Annotated in this window: 18 protein-coding genes; 7 read left to right on the top strand and 11 right to left on the bottom strand. The window is 63.8% G+C overall.

The features are described from left to right. Positions 1-73: 73 nt before the first annotated feature. Both NKJ17_RS00915 and NKJ17_RS00910 read right to left on the bottom strand, forming a co-directional pair. Positions 74-1039 carry a cation diffusion facilitator family transporter gene (locus NKJ17_RS00915; RefSeq protein ID WP_352477025.1) on the bottom strand — a complete coding sequence of 322 codons (966 nt, stop codon included), beginning with the start codon at positions 1037-1039 and terminating at the stop codon, positions 74-76. Positions 1040-1161: 122 nt separating this feature from the next. Then, positions 1162-1971, bottom strand: coding sequence for a transglutaminase-like domain-containing protein (locus NKJ17_RS00910; protein ID WP_254815869.1), 810 nt, complete (start codon positions 1969-1971; stop codon positions 1162-1164). 215 nt (positions 1972-2186) lie between these two features. On the opposite strand from NKJ17_RS00910, the gene NKJ17_RS00905 reads away from it, so the two are divergent. After that, on the top strand, positions 2187-2312 hold the full coding sequence (locus tag NKJ17_RS00905) for a hypothetical protein (RefSeq protein ID WP_013528464.1): 126 nt from the start codon (positions 2187-2189) through the stop codon (positions 2310-2312). Positions 2313-2491: 179 nt separating this feature from the next. Here the strand turns inward: NKJ17_RS00905 and NKJ17_RS00900 are convergent, their stop codons facing one another. Further along, positions 2492-2920, bottom strand: a complete 429-nt coding sequence (locus tag NKJ17_RS00900; RefSeq protein WP_023718183.1) for a DUF6481 family protein — start codon at positions 2918-2920, stop codon at positions 2492-2494. A 229-nt stretch (positions 2921-3149) separates the two neighbouring features. On the opposite strand from NKJ17_RS00900, the gene NKJ17_RS00895 reads away from it, so the two are divergent. From NKJ17_RS00895 to NKJ17_RS00885, 3 genes are all read left to right on the top strand, one after another. After that, positions 3150-4211 (top strand): LLM class flavin-dependent oxidoreductase, encoded by a 1062-nt coding sequence (locus NKJ17_RS00895; RefSeq protein WP_352506033.1) that lies wholly within the window; start codon positions 3150-3152, stop codon positions 4209-4211. Between the two features lie 133 nt (positions 4212-4344). Then, positions 4345-5505: an AI-2E family transporter gene (locus NKJ17_RS00890; RefSeq protein ID WP_352477022.1), complete on the top strand. Its 1161-nt coding sequence runs from the start codon at positions 4345-4347 to the stop codon at positions 5503-5505. Positions 5506-5655: 150 nt separating this feature from the next. Further along, on the top strand, positions 5656-6657 hold the full coding sequence (locus NKJ17_RS00885; protein ID WP_352506034.1) for an LLM class flavin-dependent oxidoreductase: 1002 nt from the start codon (positions 5656-5658) through the stop codon (positions 6655-6657). A gap of 155 nt (positions 6658-6812) precedes the next feature. Here the strand turns inward: NKJ17_RS00885 and NKJ17_RS00880 are convergent, their stop codons facing one another. Then, a complete protein-coding gene (locus NKJ17_RS00880) occupies positions 6813-7436 on the bottom strand; it encodes a L,D-transpeptidase (RefSeq protein ID WP_352506035.1) in 624 nt (207 codons plus the stop codon). A 249-nt stretch (positions 7437-7685) separates the two neighbouring features. Beyond that, on the bottom strand, positions 7686-8705 hold the full coding sequence (locus NKJ17_RS00875; protein ID WP_352686416.1) for a LacI family DNA-binding transcriptional regulator: 1020 nt from the start codon (positions 8703-8705) through the stop codon (positions 7686-7688). A gap of 217 nt (positions 8706-8922) precedes the next feature. Between NKJ17_RS00875 and NKJ17_RS00870 the strand changes: the two genes are divergently transcribed. From NKJ17_RS00870 to NKJ17_RS00860, 3 genes are read left to right on the top strand one after another with little or no spacing between them, the layout of a single operon-like run. Further along, the gene (locus NKJ17_RS00870; protein WP_352686413.1) at positions 8923-10506 is read left to right on the top strand and encodes a sugar ABC transporter ATP-binding protein; all 1584 of its coding nucleotides are present in this window, start codon (positions 8923-8925) and stop codon (positions 10504-10506) included. Further along, positions 10503-11816: an ABC transporter permease gene (locus tag NKJ17_RS00865; protein ID WP_352477019.1), complete on the top strand. Its 1314-nt coding sequence runs from the start codon at positions 10503-10505 to the stop codon at positions 11814-11816. The genes NKJ17_RS00870 and NKJ17_RS00865 overlap by 4 nt, the downstream gene beginning before the upstream one ends. Further along, entirely contained in the window at positions 11813-12778 is a 966-nt protein-coding gene (locus NKJ17_RS00860; RefSeq protein WP_254815861.1) for a substrate-binding domain-containing protein, read from the top strand. The genes NKJ17_RS00865 and NKJ17_RS00860 overlap by 4 nt, the downstream gene beginning before the upstream one ends. A gap of 69 nt (positions 12779-12847) precedes the next feature. On the opposite strand, the gene NKJ17_RS00855 is transcribed toward NKJ17_RS00860, so the two are convergent. From NKJ17_RS00855 to NKJ17_RS00830, 6 genes are read right to left on the bottom strand one after another with little or no spacing between them, the layout of a single operon-like run. Further along, positions 12848-13309, bottom strand: coding sequence for a MarR family winged helix-turn-helix transcriptional regulator (locus NKJ17_RS00855; RefSeq protein WP_352686651.1), 462 nt, complete (start codon positions 13307-13309; stop codon positions 12848-12850). Continuing rightward, positions 13306-13890 (bottom strand): amino acid synthesis family protein, encoded by a 585-nt coding sequence (locus tag NKJ17_RS00850; protein ID WP_352467809.1) that lies wholly within the window; start codon positions 13888-13890, stop codon positions 13306-13308. Before NKJ17_RS00850 ends, NKJ17_RS00855 begins: the two co-directional genes overlap by 4 nt. Continuing rightward, positions 13883-14758, bottom strand: a complete 876-nt coding sequence (locus NKJ17_RS00845; protein ID WP_352686410.1) for a UPF0280 family protein — start codon at positions 14756-14758, stop codon at positions 13883-13885. Before NKJ17_RS00845 ends, NKJ17_RS00850 begins: the two co-directional genes overlap by 8 nt. Next, complete coding sequence (locus tag NKJ17_RS00840; RefSeq protein ID WP_352686407.1) at positions 14755-16299, bottom strand: 6-hydroxynicotinate reductase; 1545 nt, start codon at positions 16297-16299, stop codon at positions 14755-14757. The genes NKJ17_RS00845 and NKJ17_RS00840 overlap by 4 nt, the downstream gene beginning before the upstream one ends. Continuing rightward, positions 16296-19049, bottom strand: coding sequence for a molybdopterin-dependent oxidoreductase (locus NKJ17_RS00835; RefSeq protein WP_352686403.1), 2754 nt, complete (start codon positions 19047-19049; stop codon positions 16296-16298). Before NKJ17_RS00835 ends, NKJ17_RS00840 begins: the two co-directional genes overlap by 4 nt. Further along, positions 19049-19909: an FAD binding domain-containing protein gene (locus NKJ17_RS00830; RefSeq protein WP_352686400.1), complete on the bottom strand. Its 861-nt coding sequence runs from the start codon at positions 19907-19909 to the stop codon at positions 19049-19051. The genes NKJ17_RS00835 and NKJ17_RS00830 overlap by 1 nt, the downstream gene beginning before the upstream one ends. Between the last annotated feature and the right edge of the window lie 255 nt (positions 19910-20164).

The raw sequence follows: 20164 nt of genomic DNA, 5'->3' as shown, positions 1-20164 counted from the left end.
TCCTCCCGAGCTTTTGCCTGCGATCATAACCGGGACTGTCCGATGGCGCATCGATTTCCTCAAGCCATTTTCCTTAGGCCGGTTCTTGTCCGGATGCCCCCGCCAAGGCCTTGCTCCGGCGTTCCCAGGTGCCGGTGGTCTGAGGCTTGACGAACAGCCGCGTCACCTCCGGCATCTCCGCTTTCAGCCGCGTCTCGAGGCGTTCGACGCAGGTCTCTATCTCGGGCGCCGACAAGTGGTCCTCGAACTCGATGCTCAGAGCGGCGACGATCTCCTGCGGACCCATATGCAGCGTCAGCGCGCCATTCGCCCGCTGCACCGCCGGGTCCTGCTGGACGATGTCCAATACTTTCATTTGCACCTCGGGCGAAGCCGGCTCGCCGAGCAGCAGGCTTTTGCTTTCGCGCGCCAGGAAGATCGCGGTTGCGCCCAGGATCAGCGCGATGCCGATCGACGCGGCGCCGTCGAGCTTCGGCATGTCCAGCAGTTCCGCCGCCGATATCCCGGCGAAGGCGACAACGAGGCCGAGAAGTGCCGCGCTGTCCTCGAAGAGTACGGTGTAGACACTAGGATCCTTGCTGAGCTGCACCGCCTCGAGCCAGCCGTGGCTGCCTTTTTGGTGGCGGAACTCCTTCAGCGCCACCAGCCAAGAGGTGCCTTCGAAGAGGAAGGAAAGGCCAAGGACAGCGTAGTTCACCTTGGCGTTGGCAATCGGCTCCGGCGTCATGATGTGCGTCACGCCTTCGTAGAACGATATGCCGGCGCCCAGTGCAAAGACGAGGAGCGCAACGATGAAGCTCCAGAAGTACAGCTCGCGGCCATGGCCGAGCGGATGCGTGCGGTCGGCCGGGCGCGCGGCACGGTGCATGCCGTAAAGCAGCAGGCTGCCATTGCCGGTATCGACGAGCGAGTGGACGCCTTCCGAGAGCATTGCCGAGCTGCCCGTGAACAAGGCAGCGGCGAATTTGGTCAGTGCGATCGCAAGATTTCCGGCGAGCGCCGCATAGATCACTTTTTTCGACCCGCCATGCGCCGCCATGGTGTGCTGCCTTGGTTGATGCACCGAGATTGGCGGAGCGTCCGCCCACGCTCCACAGCTCTCACAACGCCTGAAGCGCCGAGTTGTTCACAAAGTCAGTTATCCAAAAGGGCGGGGCGGGGCTATTCGACGACCTCGTCCGTCCAGACCTTGAAGCCAGCCAGCGCGCCCGGCCCGAAAATGTGGGTCAGCGGCACATCAGCGGCATCGCGTCCGGAGGCGATCAGGATACGGCCGATGCGCGGCGCGTTGTTGCGCGGGTCGAACGCGTGCCAGCGGCCGCCGAGATAGACCTCCATCCAGGCGGCGAAATCCATGTCCGACCACGGCTTTGGCAGGCCGATGTCACTGATATAGCCGGTGCAGTAGCGGGTTGGAATGTTCAGGGCGCGGCAGAAGGCAACAGCGAGGTGAGCAAAGTCGCGGCACACACCACTCTGCTCGCGATAGGCTTCGGCGGCGGTGCGTGTCGGCCGTGCATTGAAGTAGTTGAAGACGATGTGGTTATGGACGAAGTCGCAGACCGCCTGGACGCGCGGAATGCCGAGCGGGGTGCTGCCGAACAGCCGCCACGCTTCATTCGACAGCACGTCGCTCTCGCAATAACGGCTGGGCAGCAGGAACAGCAGCGTCTCCGACGGCAGATCGCGCACCTCGTGCTGCCACGCCGTCAGCTCGCGCGTCTCGAAGGAGCCGGGGTCGCGGATGACCGCGTCGGTGCCGAAGGCAAAGCGCCCGGCCGGCGCAACGAGACGGTTGCACCAATTGCCGAAACTGTCGCGGTAGCTCTCGATCGGCACCGGCGGGTTCGACGTCAGGAAGTCCGGCCGCTCAAGATCGGATGCGCGCGAATAATGGACATTTAGCATCGCGATCAGCGGTGTTTCCTGCGGGAAGTCGAAGCTCATCTGGCAACCGATGTGGATCCGCATTGTCGTCCTGACCGGCCTGCCTGATCATCAGCCGGCGAAACGCGAGGGCTGATGCTGCAGTGCGAAGAAGACCATGGCACGGACCGCTGCGGTTTACGAGGGAATTAGAAACCGGTTAACAGCCATCGGTCAGGGCGACTGCCCGGCAGCGGCCTCTTGCAGTCGAGCGTTTTCTCTTGTTTCACTTCGCCAGACGTCAACTGGAGGAACGAATCATGGCTAAGGGTGCGATGAAGGCAGGCAAGGAAGCCCGCAAGCCGAAGAAGGACGCGAAGAAACCAGCTCCGGCGCCGGCCCTGAAGGCACCGCCGGTGAAGGCGATGAAGCTGAAGGACAAGTAGGGCCGCAGCTACCGTTTCGGCTTATTTCGACCGGCCGCAAACGCGGCCGGTATGATTGTTCACTAAGCTCACGCGCATCCCCTATGGATGCGGCGAAGATAGATTTCGCGCATTTAAGAAATCGGCCGAAAGCCATCGAAACGGAGCGTTCCGATGGCTTGAATCAGTGCCGGAAGGCGTTATCGCGCGGAGAAGCCGGGCGGCGTCCTGCCGGTGCGCTGCTTGCGCGCGGCATAGCGGGCGTCACGCTTGGCCTTGCGTTCGGCCTCGTCGGCAAGAAAACGGGCGATGCGCTCGTTCTCTTCAGCTTCCCGGATCTTCGCTTCGGCCTGTGCGGCCTCTTCGGCGGCGATGCGTGCCGCTTCGGCGGCTGCCTCGCGCTCGGCCTTTTCGGCCGCTTCGCGCGCCAGCTTTTCCTGCTTCAGCCTGGCCTTTTCGGCCTCACGTATCGCGCGGGCCTCGAGGATCGCCTTGCGCTCGGCCTGTCGTGCCAGCACCGCTGGATCATCTGCCGCCGGCTTTGCCTTGAAGCGCTCCAGAAGCGCCTTCTTTGCCTCGTTCGCGGCATTGCGCCGCTCGAAAACGTCTTTTTCCCTATAGATAGCCAATTCCACTTCCCTGAAGTCAATTTGCGAGGCTTACATACGCGTGAAAACCGAGAGTTCAAGCGCCAAAACGGTATGCCAGCCATGAAATTCTGATCTGTTGCAGCCGGGAGACGCCATTTCGATTGAATTCGGCTGAGAGGCACCCGCACTGTTCACCATCCAGGCATCTGGCGGGGCGGCGGACTGATCGCTACCTGTAGCGCCAGGACAAACCCTGGGATGACACACTATGGAACTCGGTCTCTACACTTTCGCCGACGTCAGCCCGGAACCGGGTCCCGGTGCGATCGGTGCGCACGAGCGGCTGCGCAACTTGATCGAGGAGATCGAGCTCGCCGACCAGGTCGGGCTGGACGTCTTTGGTCTCGGCGAGCACCACCGTCCCGACTACGCTGCCTCCGCTCCGGTTGTGGCACTGGCGGCGGCCGCCGAACGAACCAGGCGCATAAGGCTGACCAGCGCTGTCACCGTGCTGTCGTCCGACGATCCGGTGCGCGTCTTCCAGCAGTTTGCCACCCTCGACCTTCTGTCCGGCGGCCGGGCGGAGATCATGGCCGGGCGCGGCTCGTTCATCGAGTCCTTTCCGCTGTTCGGCTACAATCTCGAAGATTATGACGAGCTCTTCGCCGAGAAGCTCGACCTGCTGCTCGCCATCCGCGATAATGTCAAGGTGACCTGGTCGGGCAGTCTGCGCGCTCCGATCAATGATCGCGGCGTCTATCCCCGGCCCTTGCAGGACAAATTGCCGATCTGGATCGCCGTCGGTGGAACGCCGCAATCCGTCGCCCGCGCGGGCGTGCTCGGGTTGCCGCTGGCACTGGCGATCATCGGTGGCGAGCCGGCGCGGTTCGCACCGCTGTTCGACATCTACAGGGATGCAGCCAGACGCGCCGGCAACGATCCGGCAAGCCTTGCCACCAGTCTCAACGTGCACGGCTTCATCGCCGACAGCACGGACCAGGCAGCCGACGATTTTTACGGGCCGCAGGCCGAGGTGATGAACCGTATCGGCCGCGAGCGCGGCTGGGGGCCGACATCGCGGGCGCATTTCGACCAATCGCGCGGCCCAAACGGCGCGCTGTTCGTCGGCAATCCAGAACAGGTGGCCGAGAAGATCATTGCCCAGCACAGGATATTCGGCAACGACCGCTTCCTGCTGCAAATGGCGATCGGCACCATGCCGCACGCCAAGGTGATGAAGGCCATCGAACTCTACGGCACCAAGGTGGCGCCGATCGTGCGCCGGGAAACTGCGAGGGCCGTTCCCGCCGTGGCGGCACCGGTTGCCTGATTCCCAGTCACCTGATTCATTGGCAAGGCCGCGCGGCGGCCTTGCCGGTGACGCCGGCTAACGGAACCTTGAAGCGACAGAGGCGTTTTCGCCAACGGTCTGCACCAATCGCGGTGTGCCGCCGAGGGTCAGAATGAAAGCCGAACCCGCCGCTTCGGGCGCAAGCGCTGCCGAAAGCCCGGATCCGCGCGTCGAGGCACGGGCGGATGCGCATCTGATGCGTTCGCTGCTCGTCGGCATCTTCATCCTTATGGCGATCTACGCGCTTTACTTCGCCCGCGCCTTCTTCATGCCGGTCATTCTGGCTTTCCTGCTGGCGCTGACGCTGACGCCGATCGTTCGCTTCCTGCGCAAGCATGGCATGCCCGATGTCATTTCGGCGACACTGCTGGTGCTGCTTTCGTTCTGCCTCGTCGCCGTCGCGGGATATCTGCTCAGCGGCCCGGTCATCGACCTCATCAACAACACCTCCACGATCGGCCAGCAGCTTACCGAACGTCTGGCACAATTGCGCCGTCCGTTCGAACGGATCGTGGAGATTTCGCGCCAGATCGAGGGCCTGACACAGACTTCCCAGGAGCCGGGCGTTCAGAGGGTGGCGATGGCGCCATCCGGTATTCTCTCGCAGGCGGCCGGCAATGTGCTGTCGGCTGGCGTCAGCGTTACCATCGTCTTCGTCCTGTCGCTGTTCCTGCTCGCCTCGGGCACGATGTTCTATGAAAAGATCGTCCAGTCCTTCCCCAGTCTCAGCGAAAAGAAGCGGGCGCTGCGCGTCGTCTACGACGTCGAACGTGAAATCTCGCATTATCTGCTTACCGTCACGGTGATCAATACATGTCTCGGCATTGTCATCGGGCTCGGCCTTTGGGCGCTCGGCGTGCCCAACGCGCAGGTCTGGGGCGCGGCAGCGGCTCTGCTCAATTTCCTGCCTTATATCGGGGCGCTGACCACCATCACGCTGGTCACGATCATCGCGCTGATCAGCTTCGACACGATTTCCTATGCGCTGCTGGCGCCGGCCTTCGTCCTTATGTGCGATGTCGTCGAAGGCCAGTTCGTGACGCCGACGGTCGTCGGCCGCCGTCTTGAGATCAACGCAGTGGCGATCCTCATCGCCATCGCCTTCTGGTCCTGGCTGTGGGGTTTCGTCGGCGCCTTGCTGGCGGTGCCGCTGCTGGTCGTGATCAAGGTGTTCTGCGATCATTTCGACGGCCTCAGTCATGTCGGCAATTTCCTCGCGGCGCAGCATACGGCGGTGATCGAGGACGAAGAAATTCACGAGGCGAAAAAGTAGCGGCTTAAGGGTCAAAAACGTCCCCCGATTGGATCACGACCTTGCATCGGTGGCACGTCCGTTGTGCCTGCAGTGCTCAATCAACATTTTGAATTTGCCGCCTCGGCAACGGCTTCCTACATCCGTTCGGCCCACAGGAAACCCGCGCCGATGACCGCTCTTTCCGTTCTCGACCTGTCGCCGATCGTCGAAGGCAGCAACGCTTCGCAGTCACTCGCCAATTCGCTCGATCTCGCCCGGCATGCCGAGCGGCTGGGTTACCGGCGCTATTGGCTGGCAGAGCACCACAACATGCCGGGCATCGCCAGCGCCGCCACCTCGGTGGTCATTGCCCATGTGGCCGGCGGCACCAAGACCATACGCGTCGGCGCCGGCGGCGTCATGCTGCCCAATCATTCGCCGCTGGTCATCGCCGAGCAATTCGGCACGCTCAACGCTCTGCATCCTGGTCGCATCGATCTCGGCCTCGGGCGGGCGCCCGGCACCGACGTGGCCACGGCACGGGCGCTGCGCCGCAACCTCGATGCTGGCGCCGACAATTTCCCGCAGGACGTCGTCGAGCTGATGGGTTACTTCCAACCGGCCGAAGACGGCCAACGCATCCGCGCGGTGCCCGGCGAAGGCGAAAAGGTGCCGATCTGGATTCTCGGCTCCAGCCTCTACGGCGCGCAGCTTGCCGCCATGCTCGGCCTGCCCTACGCCTTCGCTTCGCATTTTGCGCCGGCCGAGCTCGACCATGCGCTGGAGATCTACCGCTCGCGTTTCCAGCCTTCGGAGCAGCTCGACAAGCCTTACGTGATGCTCGGCCTCAACGTCTTCGCCGCTCCTTCCGATGCCGAGGCGCGGCTGCTGTTCACCTCGCTGCAGCAGGCCTTCGTCAATCTGCGCACCGGCCGGCCCGGCCGATTGCCGCCGCCGGTCGAAGGATATGAGCGCGACCTCGATCCAATGGCCAAGACCATGCTCGGCCAAGCGCTTTCCTGCGCCGTCGTCGGCTCTCCCGAAACGGTCAGGCAAGGCATCGAGGCCTTCGTGCGCCGCACCGGCGCCGACGAGCTGATGGTCACAGCGCAGATTTTCGACCATGCGGCGCGGGTGCGCTCGTTCGAGATCCTGGCCGACGCTCACAAATCGCTGTCGGAAGCTGCCTGAGAGTTGGTTCGCCACTTGCCACTGTTGCGGGCAAGGCCGGCCTTGGGCAGGGAACCTCGCGAACAGGTGTGCGAAGACACAGCGAACATTTCGCGCGCTTTACGCGGAGGTTTTCGATCCTCATGCTCGTCCGTTTGCGGGAAACGCGGCGTCCACTAAATGACGATCACCTTGGTGCCGATTGTGGCGCGGTCATAGAGATCGATGATGTCCTGGTTCATGAGGCGAATGCAGCCAGCCGACACAGCTTTGCCGATGGACCACCATTCAGGGCTACCGTGCAGGCGATATCCAGTGTCACCTTTCTCGTTGAAAAGATAGAGCGCCCGCGCCCCGAGCGGGTTCATGAGTCCGCCCTCCATATGGGCCGGTATGATGCGGCCTCGCTTCTGCTCGCGCACGATCATCGCAGACGGCGCGCTCCAATCCGGCCATTCGCGCTTCCTCGCAACGTGAGCAGTGCCATGCCACTCGAAGCCCGCCTTGCCAACGCCGATTCCGTAGCGCAGCGCCTGACCGTCTCCCAACACGTAGTAGAGGAACTTCGCTCCTGTATCGACAATGATGGTGCCCGGCGCCTCTTCAGTCGCATAAGGTACTGTCTGCCGATGGAACTTTGGGTCAACCTTGTAGATCGGAACCGGCGGAACGCGAAAACCGGCGTCGGTGAGGCCGCCATAGGCCGAGGGGAAAGTCTTTAATGCGCCGCTGGTAGTGCAGCCGAAGAATACGGCCATCCCAGCAAGAACCAGCCCGATTAGGATCGATTTCACGCGCATGACTCAAGCCGGCGCCCGTGTGAACGATCAGCCGCATCTCGTCATATTCCAGACATGCTTCGATTGCCAAGATTTTCCTGACTGTCGGCTGGCTGACCGTTGGCCACTTGGCTCGATCGGCGCCGCGTCCTTCCATTGCTCGGTTTTCGAACGACGAACGCCCGTAGTGGCTGCGAAGGCCCGGGTCGGCAGGACAGGGGGACCGCTGGTCCGTCCGGCATTGCAAAGTTTCTGAACGGAGCCCAAGCGCTACGCGCTGACGCTCTGCGCAGTCGCACCTAGCGGACGGCATGAATTGCGGATCATCAGGCGACCCTTGAGCGTCAGCTTGCGCGGCGGCGCATCCCTGTTTCCGGCGAGCCGGTCGAGCAGCAGATTGGCCGCCTGCTCGCCAATCGCCTGCACCGGCTGTGCGACCGTGGTCAATTGCGGCCGGAACACATCCGACCACGGAAAGTCGTCGAAGCAGGCGACCGAAATATCCTCCGGACAGGACAGGCCGATATCGCGAATGGCCTTCATCGTGCCGATCACCATCGGGTTGTTGGCCGAAAAGATGGCGCTCGGCCGGTCGTGCAGCGAAAGCAGCTGCATGGTGGCGTTGTAGCCGTCGACTTCATGGAAGTTGCCGAAGCGGACGAGCTCGGGCTCGGCCGGCAGGCCGGCGGCCTGGAGGGCCTCGCGGTATCCCGCCATGCGGTCATGCATCGGCGAGATATCGAACGAGCCGGAGATGTAGCCGATGCGACGATGGCCGAGATCGATCAGGTAGGTGATGGCGTCGAACACCGCGCGCTGGTTGTCGAGAACGACGGCATCGGTGTCGACACCCTGGCAAACACGGTCGAGCAGCACGACCGGCACATTGGCGTCGTCGACAATCGGTTTGAGGATCGCGCCGTCGCCGACACGCGCGACGATCAGTCCGTCGACCATGCGGTCGAGCAGCAGTCTGATCTGGTCGTCCTGCGTGTTCAGGTGCTCGTCGGTGCAGCACAGCATGACGGCGTAACCGGCCCTGTCGAAAGCCTGCTGGATGACCGAAACCACGTCGGTGAAGAACGGGTTTGTGATGTGGGGGACGGTGAGCCCGATGGTGCGTGTGGTGCCCATCTTCAGGCTGCGGGCGATGGCGTTGCGCTTGTAGCCGATGTCGCGGATGGCCTGTTCGATGCGCTGGCTGAGCTCGGGGCTGACGGTCGCGGTGCCGTTGATCAGCGCCGATACCGTGGCCACGGAAACACGCGCGGCCTCGGCCACGTGAAGCATGGTCGGAGCAGTGAATTTGCGCTGCTTTTTTCGTCCTGACGCTGTCATTTTCGAAACGTTTCACCACTCCACGGCAGCAATACGTACGGAATCTTACGATTTTGCGCAAGAATTGAAATGGAACAATCTCAGACTCCAGATATTGCCTTGACATGATCGAAACGTTTAGATTAGCGTTTGAGGTGTTCGGTGGAGACGGAGGGAGGCCGTCCTTGTCATGCAGCACGGCAATTCCATCCCTGCGCAAGGCGTTGTGGCGGACGGCTCGGCTATCGTGTTGAGCGCCGAGCACATCTCCAAGTCCTTCGGTGGCATCGCCGCGCTTGTCGATGTCGATTTCGAACTGCGGCGCGGCGAGGTCCATGCGCTGATGGGCGAGAACGGCGCCGGCAAGTCGACGCTGATGAAGATCCTGTCCAGCGTCTATACGGACTATAACGGAACGGTCAGTATCGATGGCGATGCGGTGCGCTTTGCCGGCGTCCGCGAAGCCGAGCGCGCCGGCATCGCCATCATCCACCAGGAGCTGAATCTCGTTCCCGAACTCAGCGTCGCCGACAATATCTTTCTCGGCCGCGAGAAGCTGATCGCCGGGCTGATCGTCGACCGCAAGGCGAGCAGCCGCGCTGCCGGCGCGCTGCTGCAAAGGCTCGGCATCGAGCTCGATCCGGATGCGCGCGTCGGTGCCTTGCGCGTCGGCGAACAACAACTGGTCGAGATCGCCAAGGCGCTGTCGATGTCGGCGCGCATTCTGATCATGGACGAGCCGACCTCGGCGCTTTCGCCAGCCGAATGCCAGCGGCTGTTCCGCATCATCCGCCAGCTCGCCGACAGCGGCGTGGCGATCGTCTACATTTCGCACCGCATCGACGAAGTCATGCATCTGGCCAGCCGGGTCACCGTGTTCCGCGATGGACGCCACGTCCTGACGCGGGCGATGGACAAGCTCGACGAAGACGCCATAATTTCGGCGATGGTCGGGCGAAACCTGCTGGCTTCCTCCCAGGAGCACCGCATCCCCGGTGTCAACACCGTCCTTTCCGTAAGCGAGCTGTCGCTGTCGAAGCCGAATCGCCATGGCTGGCGCACCGTGCTCGACGGCGTCAGTTTCGATCTTGCCGCAGGTGAAATCCTGGGTATCGGCGGGCTGCTGGGCTCGGGCCGGACCGAAATCCTGGAAACCATCTTCGGGTCCAGCGGCGGACGTGCCGGCGGTGAGATCAGGCTCGATGGCGAGGTGGTAGAAATCCGTTCGCCGCGCGATGCGCGCCGGCTCGGCATCGCCCTGGTCACGGAAGACCGCAAGACGCAAGGCCTGCATCTCGAGGCCTCGATCACCGACAATGTCGCGCTGCCGTTGGTCGGTGCGCTGGCGCGGTTCGGCCTGCGCTCGCTGGCCGGTGAGCAAGGGCTGGCACGGGACGCCGTCAAGGCGCTCGGCATTCGCTGCGAGACCGTCGAGCAGCCGGCCGGCACGCTGTCCGGCGGCAACCAGCAGAAGGTCGTCATCGGCAAATGGCTGGCGACGAGGCCGCGGGTGTTGCTGCTCGACGAGCCGACGCGCGGCATCGATGTCGGCGCCAAGCGGGAAATCTACGATCTCATCGTCAAGCTGGCGCGAGACGGGCTGGCGATCGCGGTCATCAGCTCGGAATTGCCGGAGCTGCTGCATCTTTCCGACCGTATCCTGGTCATGGCCGACGGCCGCCAGACGGGAATCCTGTCCCGCGCGCAAGCCAGCGAGGAGGCCATCATGCGGCTTGCGGCGCCGCGACGGACGATTACGAGGCCTGCCGCATGAGCATTTTGCATATCCTGTCCCGGACGAAGCTCTATTGGGGCCTGATCGCCATCTTCCTGATCGGCGTGCTCGGCTCGCCGATCAGCTCCAAGGGCAACAACATTTTCCTGTCCTACGGCAACCTCCTCGACGTGCTGCGCCAGGTGTCGACCACCGGCCTGATTGCCACCGGCATGACGGCCGTGATCATTACCGGCGGTATCGACCTTTCCGTCGGCTCGCTGATGGCGATCTGTACGGTGGTCTGTGCCATGCTGCTGACGGTCCCCGGCGTGACGCCGGCGGTGGTGCTTGGGGTGCCGACAGTTGCCGTGGCAGCCCTTTGCCTCGGCATTCTCGTCACTCGTTTCATCCTGCTGAACGTCGAAAAATCCCGTGCCGGCGCGCAGGCGACGCACGACATCAGGCTGGACAGCGTTCGCGGGCTGGTGACGCCCGGCATTGTCGGGGTGATCCTGTGCAGTCTGGTGCTGTGGTTCCTGCTGCCGCAGGTAGGCTCAAAATTCGGCGTGCTCGGTGTGCTGCTGGTGGCGCCTTGCGTCGGCCTGCTGTTCGGCGCGCTCAACGGCTTCATCATCGTCGCGGGGCGGCTGCAGCCCTTCATCGTGACGCTGGCGATGATGGTTACTGCGCTCGGCATCGCCCGGCTGACAGCCGGCCAGAACAATGCGGTGCTGCCGGTCTATACCGGCTCGAACGCCACGGCCGATTTCGAAATGCTGCGCTCGCTGGTATTCGGCGTGATCCCGATGCCGGGCCTGTTCTTCCTCGGCGCCATCCTGATCTACGGCGCCGTGCTGCGCTTCACCCCGTTCGGCCGCTATGTCTATGCAATCGGCGGCAATGAGGAGGCGGCGCGGCTGTCGGGCATCGCCGCAGGCCGCGTGAAGATCGCCACCTATGCCGTGTCAGGGCTGCTGGCCGGCATCGCGGCGGTGCTCTATGTCGCGCAGTACCGGCAAGGCAAGCCGGACGCCGGCGCCGGGCTGGAGCTCGACGCGATTGCCGCCGTGGTCATCGGCGGCACCAGCCTGATGGGCGGACGCGGTAGCCTCACCGGGACGTTCTGCGGCGTGCTGATCTTCGGGCTGCTCTCTAACATCCTGCAGCTGCACAACATCAATTCGAACCTTCAGCTGGTGCTGAAGGGGATGATCATCATCGGTACCGTGCTCGTACAGGAGCGCAATGCCGGTGATCTTCTCTTCTATCTGCGGCTGCCCGGTGGGCAAGCGCACAAGGAAACGGCCGCGGCAAAGCGGCCGTCGCAAGAGACCGCGTCTCTGAATATTGGAGGAAACAAGAAATGAAACGACGTGAATTGTTGAAGCTCGCCGGGCTGACAGCGGCACTCCTGACCACGACCGCCATGCTTGCCGGCGGCGCCCATGCGCAGGACAAGAAGTGGAAGATCGGCTTTTCGCAGGTGACGACCATCGAACCCTGGCGGGCTCAGTTCAACAAGGACATCCTGGCCGAAGCGGCCAAGCATCCGGAAGTCGAACTGATCATCACCGACGGCGAGGACAAGACCGAGAAGCAGGTGGCCGACGTCGAGAACCTGATCCGTCAGGAGGTCGATGCGCTCTTGGTATCGCCGAAAGAATCCGCCGGTCTGACCGGTGTCGTGCAGCAGGCGATCGATGCGAAGATCCCGGTCTTCGTGCTCGACCGCAACGTCGAAACCAATGACTACACGCAGTTCGTCGGCGGCGACAACAAGCTGATCGGCCGGGCTGCCGGTGAATATGCCGTCGAGCTGCTTGGCGGCAAGGGCAAGGCCGCCGGCAACGTCGTCGAGATCTGGGGCGGCATGGGCACCCAGCCGGCACACGATCGCCATGACGGCTTCCATGAATTCACCGACAAGGAGCCGGGCATAAAATACCTGCTCGACCAGCAGTCGGGCGACTGGAAGCAGGACCAGGCCTACAACATCATGGCGACCGCGTTGCGCAACAACGAGAAGATCGATCTTGTCTACGGCCATAATGATCCGATGGCCTATGGTGCCTATCTTGCCGCCAAGGACGTCGGACGTGAGAAGGACATCAAGTTCATCGGCATCGACGGCCTGCCCAATGAAGGCGTGCAGCTGGTCGCCAATGGCGAGCTGACGGCGACGTTCACTTATGTGACGCCGGGCGCCGAAGGGCTGCGGCAGGCGATCAAGTTCCTGAACGGGGAGAAGGTTGAAAAGACCATCACCCTGCCGACGCAGAAGATCACCAAGGAAAATGCCGCCCAGATCCTGAAGGACAACGGCCTCTGAGACGAGGCTTTCCTGCCGGGCGTTTCAGCGCCCGGCAGGAACAACAATCAAACGCCGGCAGGCAGCAGATTAAGCCAGCTTGCCCAGCAGCTTCATGAAAATGGCAGCCTCCTTGGCGGAAAGCGGCGCCAGCGTTTCCTGCGTGATCTCGCGGGCAAGCGGAATCAGCCGCTCGATCGCGTCGCGCCCCTCGGCCGTCAGATTGACCAGCAGGCGCCGTTTGTCGACTTCGTGTTTGCTAAGTTCGACAAAGCCACGCGCTTTCAGCCGGTCGATGACACCCTTCACGGTCGCCGCATCCATGGCGATCAGGCTGCCAAGCTGGTTCTGCGAGGTCTCGCCGACGTCGCGCAATTTGGCCAAAGCGGCAAATTGCGGCGGCGTCAGATCGGCGATGTGTGCGGCGAAGATCGAGACATGGCGCTGATGCGCCTTGCGCAGGATGAAGCCGACCTGCTCCTGCAAGCGATAGTCGTTTTCGTCAGGCTCCTCGGTCTCGACCAGCTTGAGCAGATTGTCTTCGGCGCTCACCGCAGCCCGTCCCATGCCTTGATGTCCTTGGCCGCCAGCCCTCCCATGCGGTCGTGCACGCGCGGGCCGCAGGTCATTGCGAGGCAGAACAGGATCTCGTCGGGACGCGGGCCATCGCTGATGCCGATTTCCATGGCATCGAAATGGCTGCGCACATAGGCGGCGTTGATGTGGCCGAGCGGCACATCGAGCCGCGCGCCGAAAGCGCCGACCTTCTTTGCCGACGGCACGATCGCCTTGGCGTCGCCGAGCCGCTCGCGCATCGCATAGCCGCCCGGCACATGCCACAGCGCGCCATGCTCCAGCTCGCCCGCCATGCCGACGATGGCGCCCTTGCCGTAACCGTCGATCTGTTTCACGTCGCCGCCCAATGCGGCAATAAGCCTGTCGGAGAGCAGCAGCCCGAGCGGCTTCAAATCCTCCATGGCGCTCTGTAGTTCCTCGACGTAACGGCCGGCGAACGGGTTCTTGACCACAGCCATGGCCGCGGCGCGGCGCCGCGGCACCTTCGCCACCGGCCCGCCCTCGTGAAAAATCTCTTCGGTCAGCACGGCGATCTTGCGGATCGGAAACTCAGGCATGAGCAATTTCCCTCTCTAAAGCTTTATCGGCGAGCCCCATCGGACCTGCGATGCGCGCCTGACCGCCGAGGAAAAGCGCCGCGGCGGCAATCAGACCGCGCCGCCGAAACTCCTCGGCAACGGCAAATCCGCCTTCCAGCGCAATAGCGATTTCAGCGGCGGAAAGCGGCCCCACGCCCTGCGTCACCAAACGGTCGCCGAGATCGCTGTCAGGTGCGAGATCGCGCGCCCGTACGCGCCTAACGGCCGGATGACCGGGCAGGTCGACGGCGTTGGCGATCAAGGTCGCGGCGGCATCGGCGTCAGCACCCGTTCGCGCCAGCACCGTGACCGCGTCGGCGATGCCGAGCGAAAAGGAGCGGCCGCGCCAGCCGCTGGTCGCGACGCCGCGGATCCCATCTTCGGCGCGGATCGTGAGACGATCTGCCAACCCATGACCTGTCCCGGCAATGGCAAGCGTCATCGACTGCCCGTTGCCGAGATGGATCGCGCTGTCGCCGCCATTGTTGACATAGGCGCGCTCGAGCCGGCGGTCGGCAAGCAGGGCCCCAAGCACTTCGTCGGCTACCGAGCCGGCGACGGCCGCCATCGGTGTGATAAATTGTTTCGCTAGCGGAACGACCGCCGCTTCCATGCGGCGCGCCGTCGGGCCAGCGAAAGGACGTGGCCGCGAGGCGGCCGGGCGCCGTAGTTCGGGCAACTCTTCGACCAGTTCAACCAGGATTGGCTGGAAGCGCGCCACTGCCTGGCTATAGGCAGTCCGGCATTCGCTTGCCTCGCCGAAGGCCTCGACGATCAGGTCGATCGGCCCATGATTGAGGTGAAGCCTCCGGCCGTCCTCGAGCCAATGCGCCTGCGGGCCGTTCATCGCCCGGCCCCGTTTGCGGCCGCGCGACGCAACTGAGCCAGCGGCGGCCAGGGATTGTCCCGGGGTGCGGCCGTGCCGCGGCGCGGATTGAGATATTCGCCGCCCTTGGCCAGGATATCGTCGACGCTGCGGATTTCGGCTTCGTAGCCGCCAAGCCTGACATAATCGTCGCGGCGCATGGTGAACTCGATCGGGGCCACCAGCGCCGGCGTCGGCACATAGCCGAAGGCGCCTTCCGGCACGCGGGTGACGTCGACCATCAGCGTGATGCCGCCGCCCGGCCAGACATAGACCGGCGCGCCGCCGACCGTCACATAGGTCTTGAGGCCCTGCACCGAGCGGGTCAGATTGACCGGGTTCTCGGTGACGCCGGCGCGCAGCGAGCCGCCGGCGCCGCCGACGAAAAGCACGGTGCAGAGCGCCGGCTCACAATTGTCCTCGATCAGTTCAACCGACTTCCGCAGCCGCTCCGGGAACGGTTTCTGCACAGGCTTCAATTCGTCGTCGAGCTCGTAATAGGCGAATTGCTCGCCGGTGGTCGAGACCATCAGCAGCGACATGCCGGGGCGCGCACCCTTTTTGGCGTTCCATTCACCAAGGATCGACAGCGGGTCGGAGATACTGGTGCCGCCCCAGCCGAGGCCGGGTTCCGACACCTTGAAATAACGGCCCGGCGTCGAACGGCGGCCGATGATCTTGATGCCGGTATCCTGCCAGCCAAGCACCTTGCCGGCCTGATGCTCGGAGACGACGCCGGTGATGTGGTCATCGACCACCACCGCCTCGTCAACAAGGCCGCGCCATTGGGTCGCGAACATGCCTATGGTGGCCGAACCGCAGCCGACGCGCATGCGCTGTTCGAGCTTGCCGTCGATGACCGGCGGCTTGCCGGCTTCGACGATGACGGTGGCGCCGCCGTCGATGACGAGTTCGACCGGTTTGCGGTTGCACAGGGCGAGCATGGCGTCACAGGTGGCGCGCCCTTCAGCCTTCGAGCCGCCGGTCAAATGATGTACGCCGCCCAGCGACAGCATCTGCGAGCCGTATTCGCCGGTGGTGACATGGCCGATCGCCTCGCCTTGGGCACGGACCGTCGCCGTTTCGGGGCCGATATGACGATCGGTGTCGATCTTCACCTTGACGCCGCAATAGGAGAAGATGCCCTCGGTGACGACGGTGACCAGATCGACGCCCTCGACCTCCTGGCTGACGATGAAAGGCGCCGGCTTGTAATCGGGATAGGTGGTGCCGGCGCCGATGGCGGTGACGAAGCGGCGGCCGGTGTTGACCAGTTCGCCGTCCCATGCCTCGCCTTCCTCGGCAAAGGGTACGATTGCGGCGCCGGTCTCGGCCGCGTGGTCGAGGATGGTCAGCGGATCCATCCGCACGATCCTGCCGCCAACATTGCCGTAGCGATCGCAGGCGCCGGTGCGGCCATCGGCGATGTAGCACATGACCGGACAGGCATCGCAGCGGATCTTCTCGGCCACCAGCTTCTCGCCGGGATCATGCGTCTCGAAGCGTTCGGCAAGCTCGCTCATCGGCGCGCCTCCTTGTCGCGGATGGCGGCGCGGATGCGGGTTGGCGTCGCCGGAATTTTGGTGACCAGCACACCTGTTGCATGGCGGATGGCGTTGAGGATCGCCGGCGCCGTCGGAATCAGCACATGCTCGCCCAAACCCTTGGCCCCGAAGGGTCCTTCCGGATCCGGAACTTCTATCAGGATGGTCTCGATCGGCGGCACGTCGCCGATCGTCGGGATCAGATAGTCGTGCAGGTTTTCGGTGCGGCCGGGGATATACTCTTCCATCAGCGCCATGCCGATGCCCTGGGCGATGCCACCCTCAATCTGGCCCTCGGCAAGCAAGGGATTGATGGCCTTGCCGACATCGTGGGCGGCAGTGATTTTTATCAGCTTCACAGTGCCGAGCTTGAGGTCGACCTCCAGTTCGGCGATCTGGGCGCCATAACCATAGACGGCGTAAGGCTTGCCCTGACCTTTTGCATCGAGCGGCTGGGTCGGCGGGTCGTAGCTTTCCTCGGCCCGGAAGACAAATCCTTCGGCGTCTGCCTTTAGCGAGGAAAGATCGATGCGGCGCGTTGCTTCGCCTTCCCTAATGCTCAGGCTTGTGCCGTCCAGCGCAATCGCCGCCTTTTGCGAGACATTGGCGAAACGCAAGATCTCCTCGCGCAAGGCGCGGCCGGCCTTTTCGGCGGCCTTGCCGGTGACGAAAGTCTGGCGCGAGGCCGAGGTCTTGCCGGCGTCGGGGGTGATCGCCGTATCGGCGCCTTTCAGCCGCAACTTCTCCAATGGCAGACCCAACGCGTCGGCGCAGATCTGCGCGATGACGGTGTTGGAGCCTTGCCCGATATCGACCGCCCCCTGATGCAGGACGACTTCGCCCGATATCGAGATGCCGACCTTGATGGTCGACGGATTGGGCAGCGAGGTGTTGCCGCAGCCGTACCAGCAAGAAGCGATGCCGACGCCGCGTTTTTTGATGCTGCTACCGGCATTGAACGCTTCGGCATCGCGAACGGCACGCTGCCAATGTGAACGGAGGGCCTCCAGGCAGTCGGCGATGCCGACGCCCGACTCGAGCCGCTGCCCGGTAACTGTTTCGGATCCGTTCCGAAGGCAGTTCTTCAGGCGAAAGTCGAGCCGATCCATGCCGAGCTTGTCGGCCAGCTCGTCATAGAGGGTCTCCTGCATGATCGTGGCCTGCGGCACGCCGAAACCGCGAAAGGCGCCGGCAATCGGGCCATTGGTGTGGATGGCGCGGCCTTCGGCGCGATAGTTCGGCGTAGCATAGGGGCCGGAGGCGTGCACCGGCACGCGGTTGGCGACCGTCGGCCCCCAGCTGGCATATGCGCCGGTGTTGAAATCGCCGGCGAAGACCATGCCGGTGACACGGCCGTCGGCATCGGCGCCGATGCTCGCTCTCATCAGGGCCGGATGGCGCTTGGTGGTCGAGATCATCGATTCGGTGCGGCTGTAGGCGAGCGCCGCCGGCCGGCCGGTTTTCATGGCGATGAGGCCGATGAGCGGTTGCAGCGAGACGTCGAGCTTCGAGCCGAAGCCGCCGCCGGTCGCGGTCGGCACGATGCGCACCTTTTCCGGGGTAAGGCCGAGCACTTTTGCCGTGTCGTCACGGTCCATATAGGGCGCCTGCGTGCAGGCGACGACGACCAGCGTGTCGCCGTCCATGAAGGCATAGCCGGCTTCCGGTTCGATATAGGCGTGCTCGACATAGGAGGTGTCGATGGCGCCAGAAACGACGAAAGCCGCACCGGCAAGCGCGGCTTCGGGGTCGCCACGCTCGACAAAGCCGGAGGTGAGCAGGTTCGAGGGCCGGTTTTCATGGACCAGTGGCGTGCCGCCGGCCTGCGCTTCGCCAGTTTCCAGAAAATGCCGCAACTCGGTCCAACTGACAGGGAAATCGGCTAGGTCGAGATCGAGGATAGCCTCGCGTTCGCCGGCAACCAGCGCCACCGCCTCGCCGCGAAAGCGCGAAACCCCTTCGGCCAGCGCCGGCTGGTCGGCGAAGGGCGCGATGACGCCGAAACAATTCTTTCCCGGAATGTCGGCGGCGGTGAAGACGCCGGCAATGCCGGGACGGGATTTCACCCAGCTGCCGAGATCGCCGAAGCTGAAGGCGGCATGATAGTGCGGTGAGCGGACCACCAGCACCCACAGCGCGTCGGCGGGGAAGGAATCGCCGCCGAATTTTTCGCCGCCAGTGACTTTCGGCACGCCATCGAGGCGGATCGGGCAGGAGCCGACGGCGTGGCCAGAGGATGGCATGCGCTGATCGAGACCGCCGGCGTGGCGCCAAGCATCCATCACCGCCGCGACGATCTTGCGATAGCCGGTGCAGCGGCAGAGTACACCGCCGAGCGCATCCTGCGTTTCAGCCTCGCTCGGGTAAGGCGTCCTGTCCAGGAGTGCCGTTGCGGCGACCAGCAGGCCGGGCGTGCAGGCGCCGCACTGTGCTGCGCCATGGCTGAGAAACGAGGCCTGCAGTGCCGACAGCCTGCCGTTGCCGAGACCTTCGACGGTCGTCACGACGGTGCCGGAGGCGGAAGCCGCGGGCATCAGGCAGGCGCAGACCGGCTCGCCGTCGACCAGCACCGTGCAGGCGCCGCAATCGCCGGCATCACAGCCGACCTTGGTGCCGGTCAGCCGCAGCTCGTCGCGCAACACCGCGGACAGCCGCCGCACCGGCGGCACGCAAACGCTGACGGCGGCGCCGTTGACCTCGAAGGCGATGTCGGCGCGCTCCATGCCCATCAGGCCGCCGCCCTTTCGCCGGGGATTGCGCCCACAGCACCAAGCACAGCACGGACGACTATCTCGCGCGCCGCATCCAGCCGATATTCGGCGCTGCCGCGCACGTCGCCGATCGGCGACAGCTCGTCCATTGGCGCGGATTGGATCGCAGCGGCCAGCGCGGGGCCGACGGGCAGGCCGTGCAGCGCCGCCTCGACACTCGCCAGGCGCCTGGCGACGACCGAGCAGGACCCGACGGCGACGGCCGCTTTCCTGACAATACCATCTTCGACGGCCAGGCGTGCGGCAGCCATGGCGATGGAGATGACGAGATAACGCCGCGCGCCGAGTTTCACGAAGGCGGAGCCGCCGGCGGTCGCAGGTTTGGCAATACGGATTGCCGTCACCATTTCGCCGGACTGCAGAGCGGTGCGACGGTTGCCAAGAATGAACTTTGCAAGGGGCAAATGCCGGGTCGCAACCGAGGAACGCAGTTCGACTTCGGCATCGAGCACCAGCAGCGCCGGCACACCGTCGGCGGCCGGCGAGGCATTGCAGAGATTGCCGGCTATCGAGGCAACGTTTTGGATCTGCACCGAGCCAACTTCCCGCGCCGCCTGCTTCAGCACGTCGAAGGCCGCCGGCAGCGGATGGCGGACGAGATCGGTCCAGGCGGTGCGGGCGCCAATGAGCCAATGGTTTTCGGCTTCAGCAATGCCGCGCAATGCCGCCAGGCCATTGATGTCGAGGATATTGTCGCGGAAAGGCTTGCTGCCCTGTGCCGGATAAAAATCCGTGCCACCGGCAAGGATGCGCCATTGCCCTTCGCCCAGCAACGCGAGGGCGTCGTCGACCGTGGTGGGTTTTGCGTAACGGATCACGCTTTGCCTTCCCAGAATGGGCTTCCCGAGAGGGATCCTGCCGAAAGACCTTCCCGAGCATTCAAGGCAGGAAATTCATTCGTATGCAAATGATATCAAGCCGGCAGGAATTGTCAAAGCCAGAGTTTGCACGGCTGTTGGCACCGTGCGCCCGGAACGCATTTGTTATGCCACGAGAGGTTGACGCAGCCGGCCATCTGGTCAAGTTTCTGCGTCCGGTCGCGTTTTTATTGGAGCCTAAGCTCAGGACAAAGA

Source organism: Mesorhizobium sp. M0208 (assembly GCF_040322015.1).
GTDB lineage: Bacteria > Pseudomonadota > Alphaproteobacteria > Rhizobiales > Rhizobiaceae > Mesorhizobium.
This window is presented reverse-complemented; position numbering and strand designations above follow the sequence as displayed.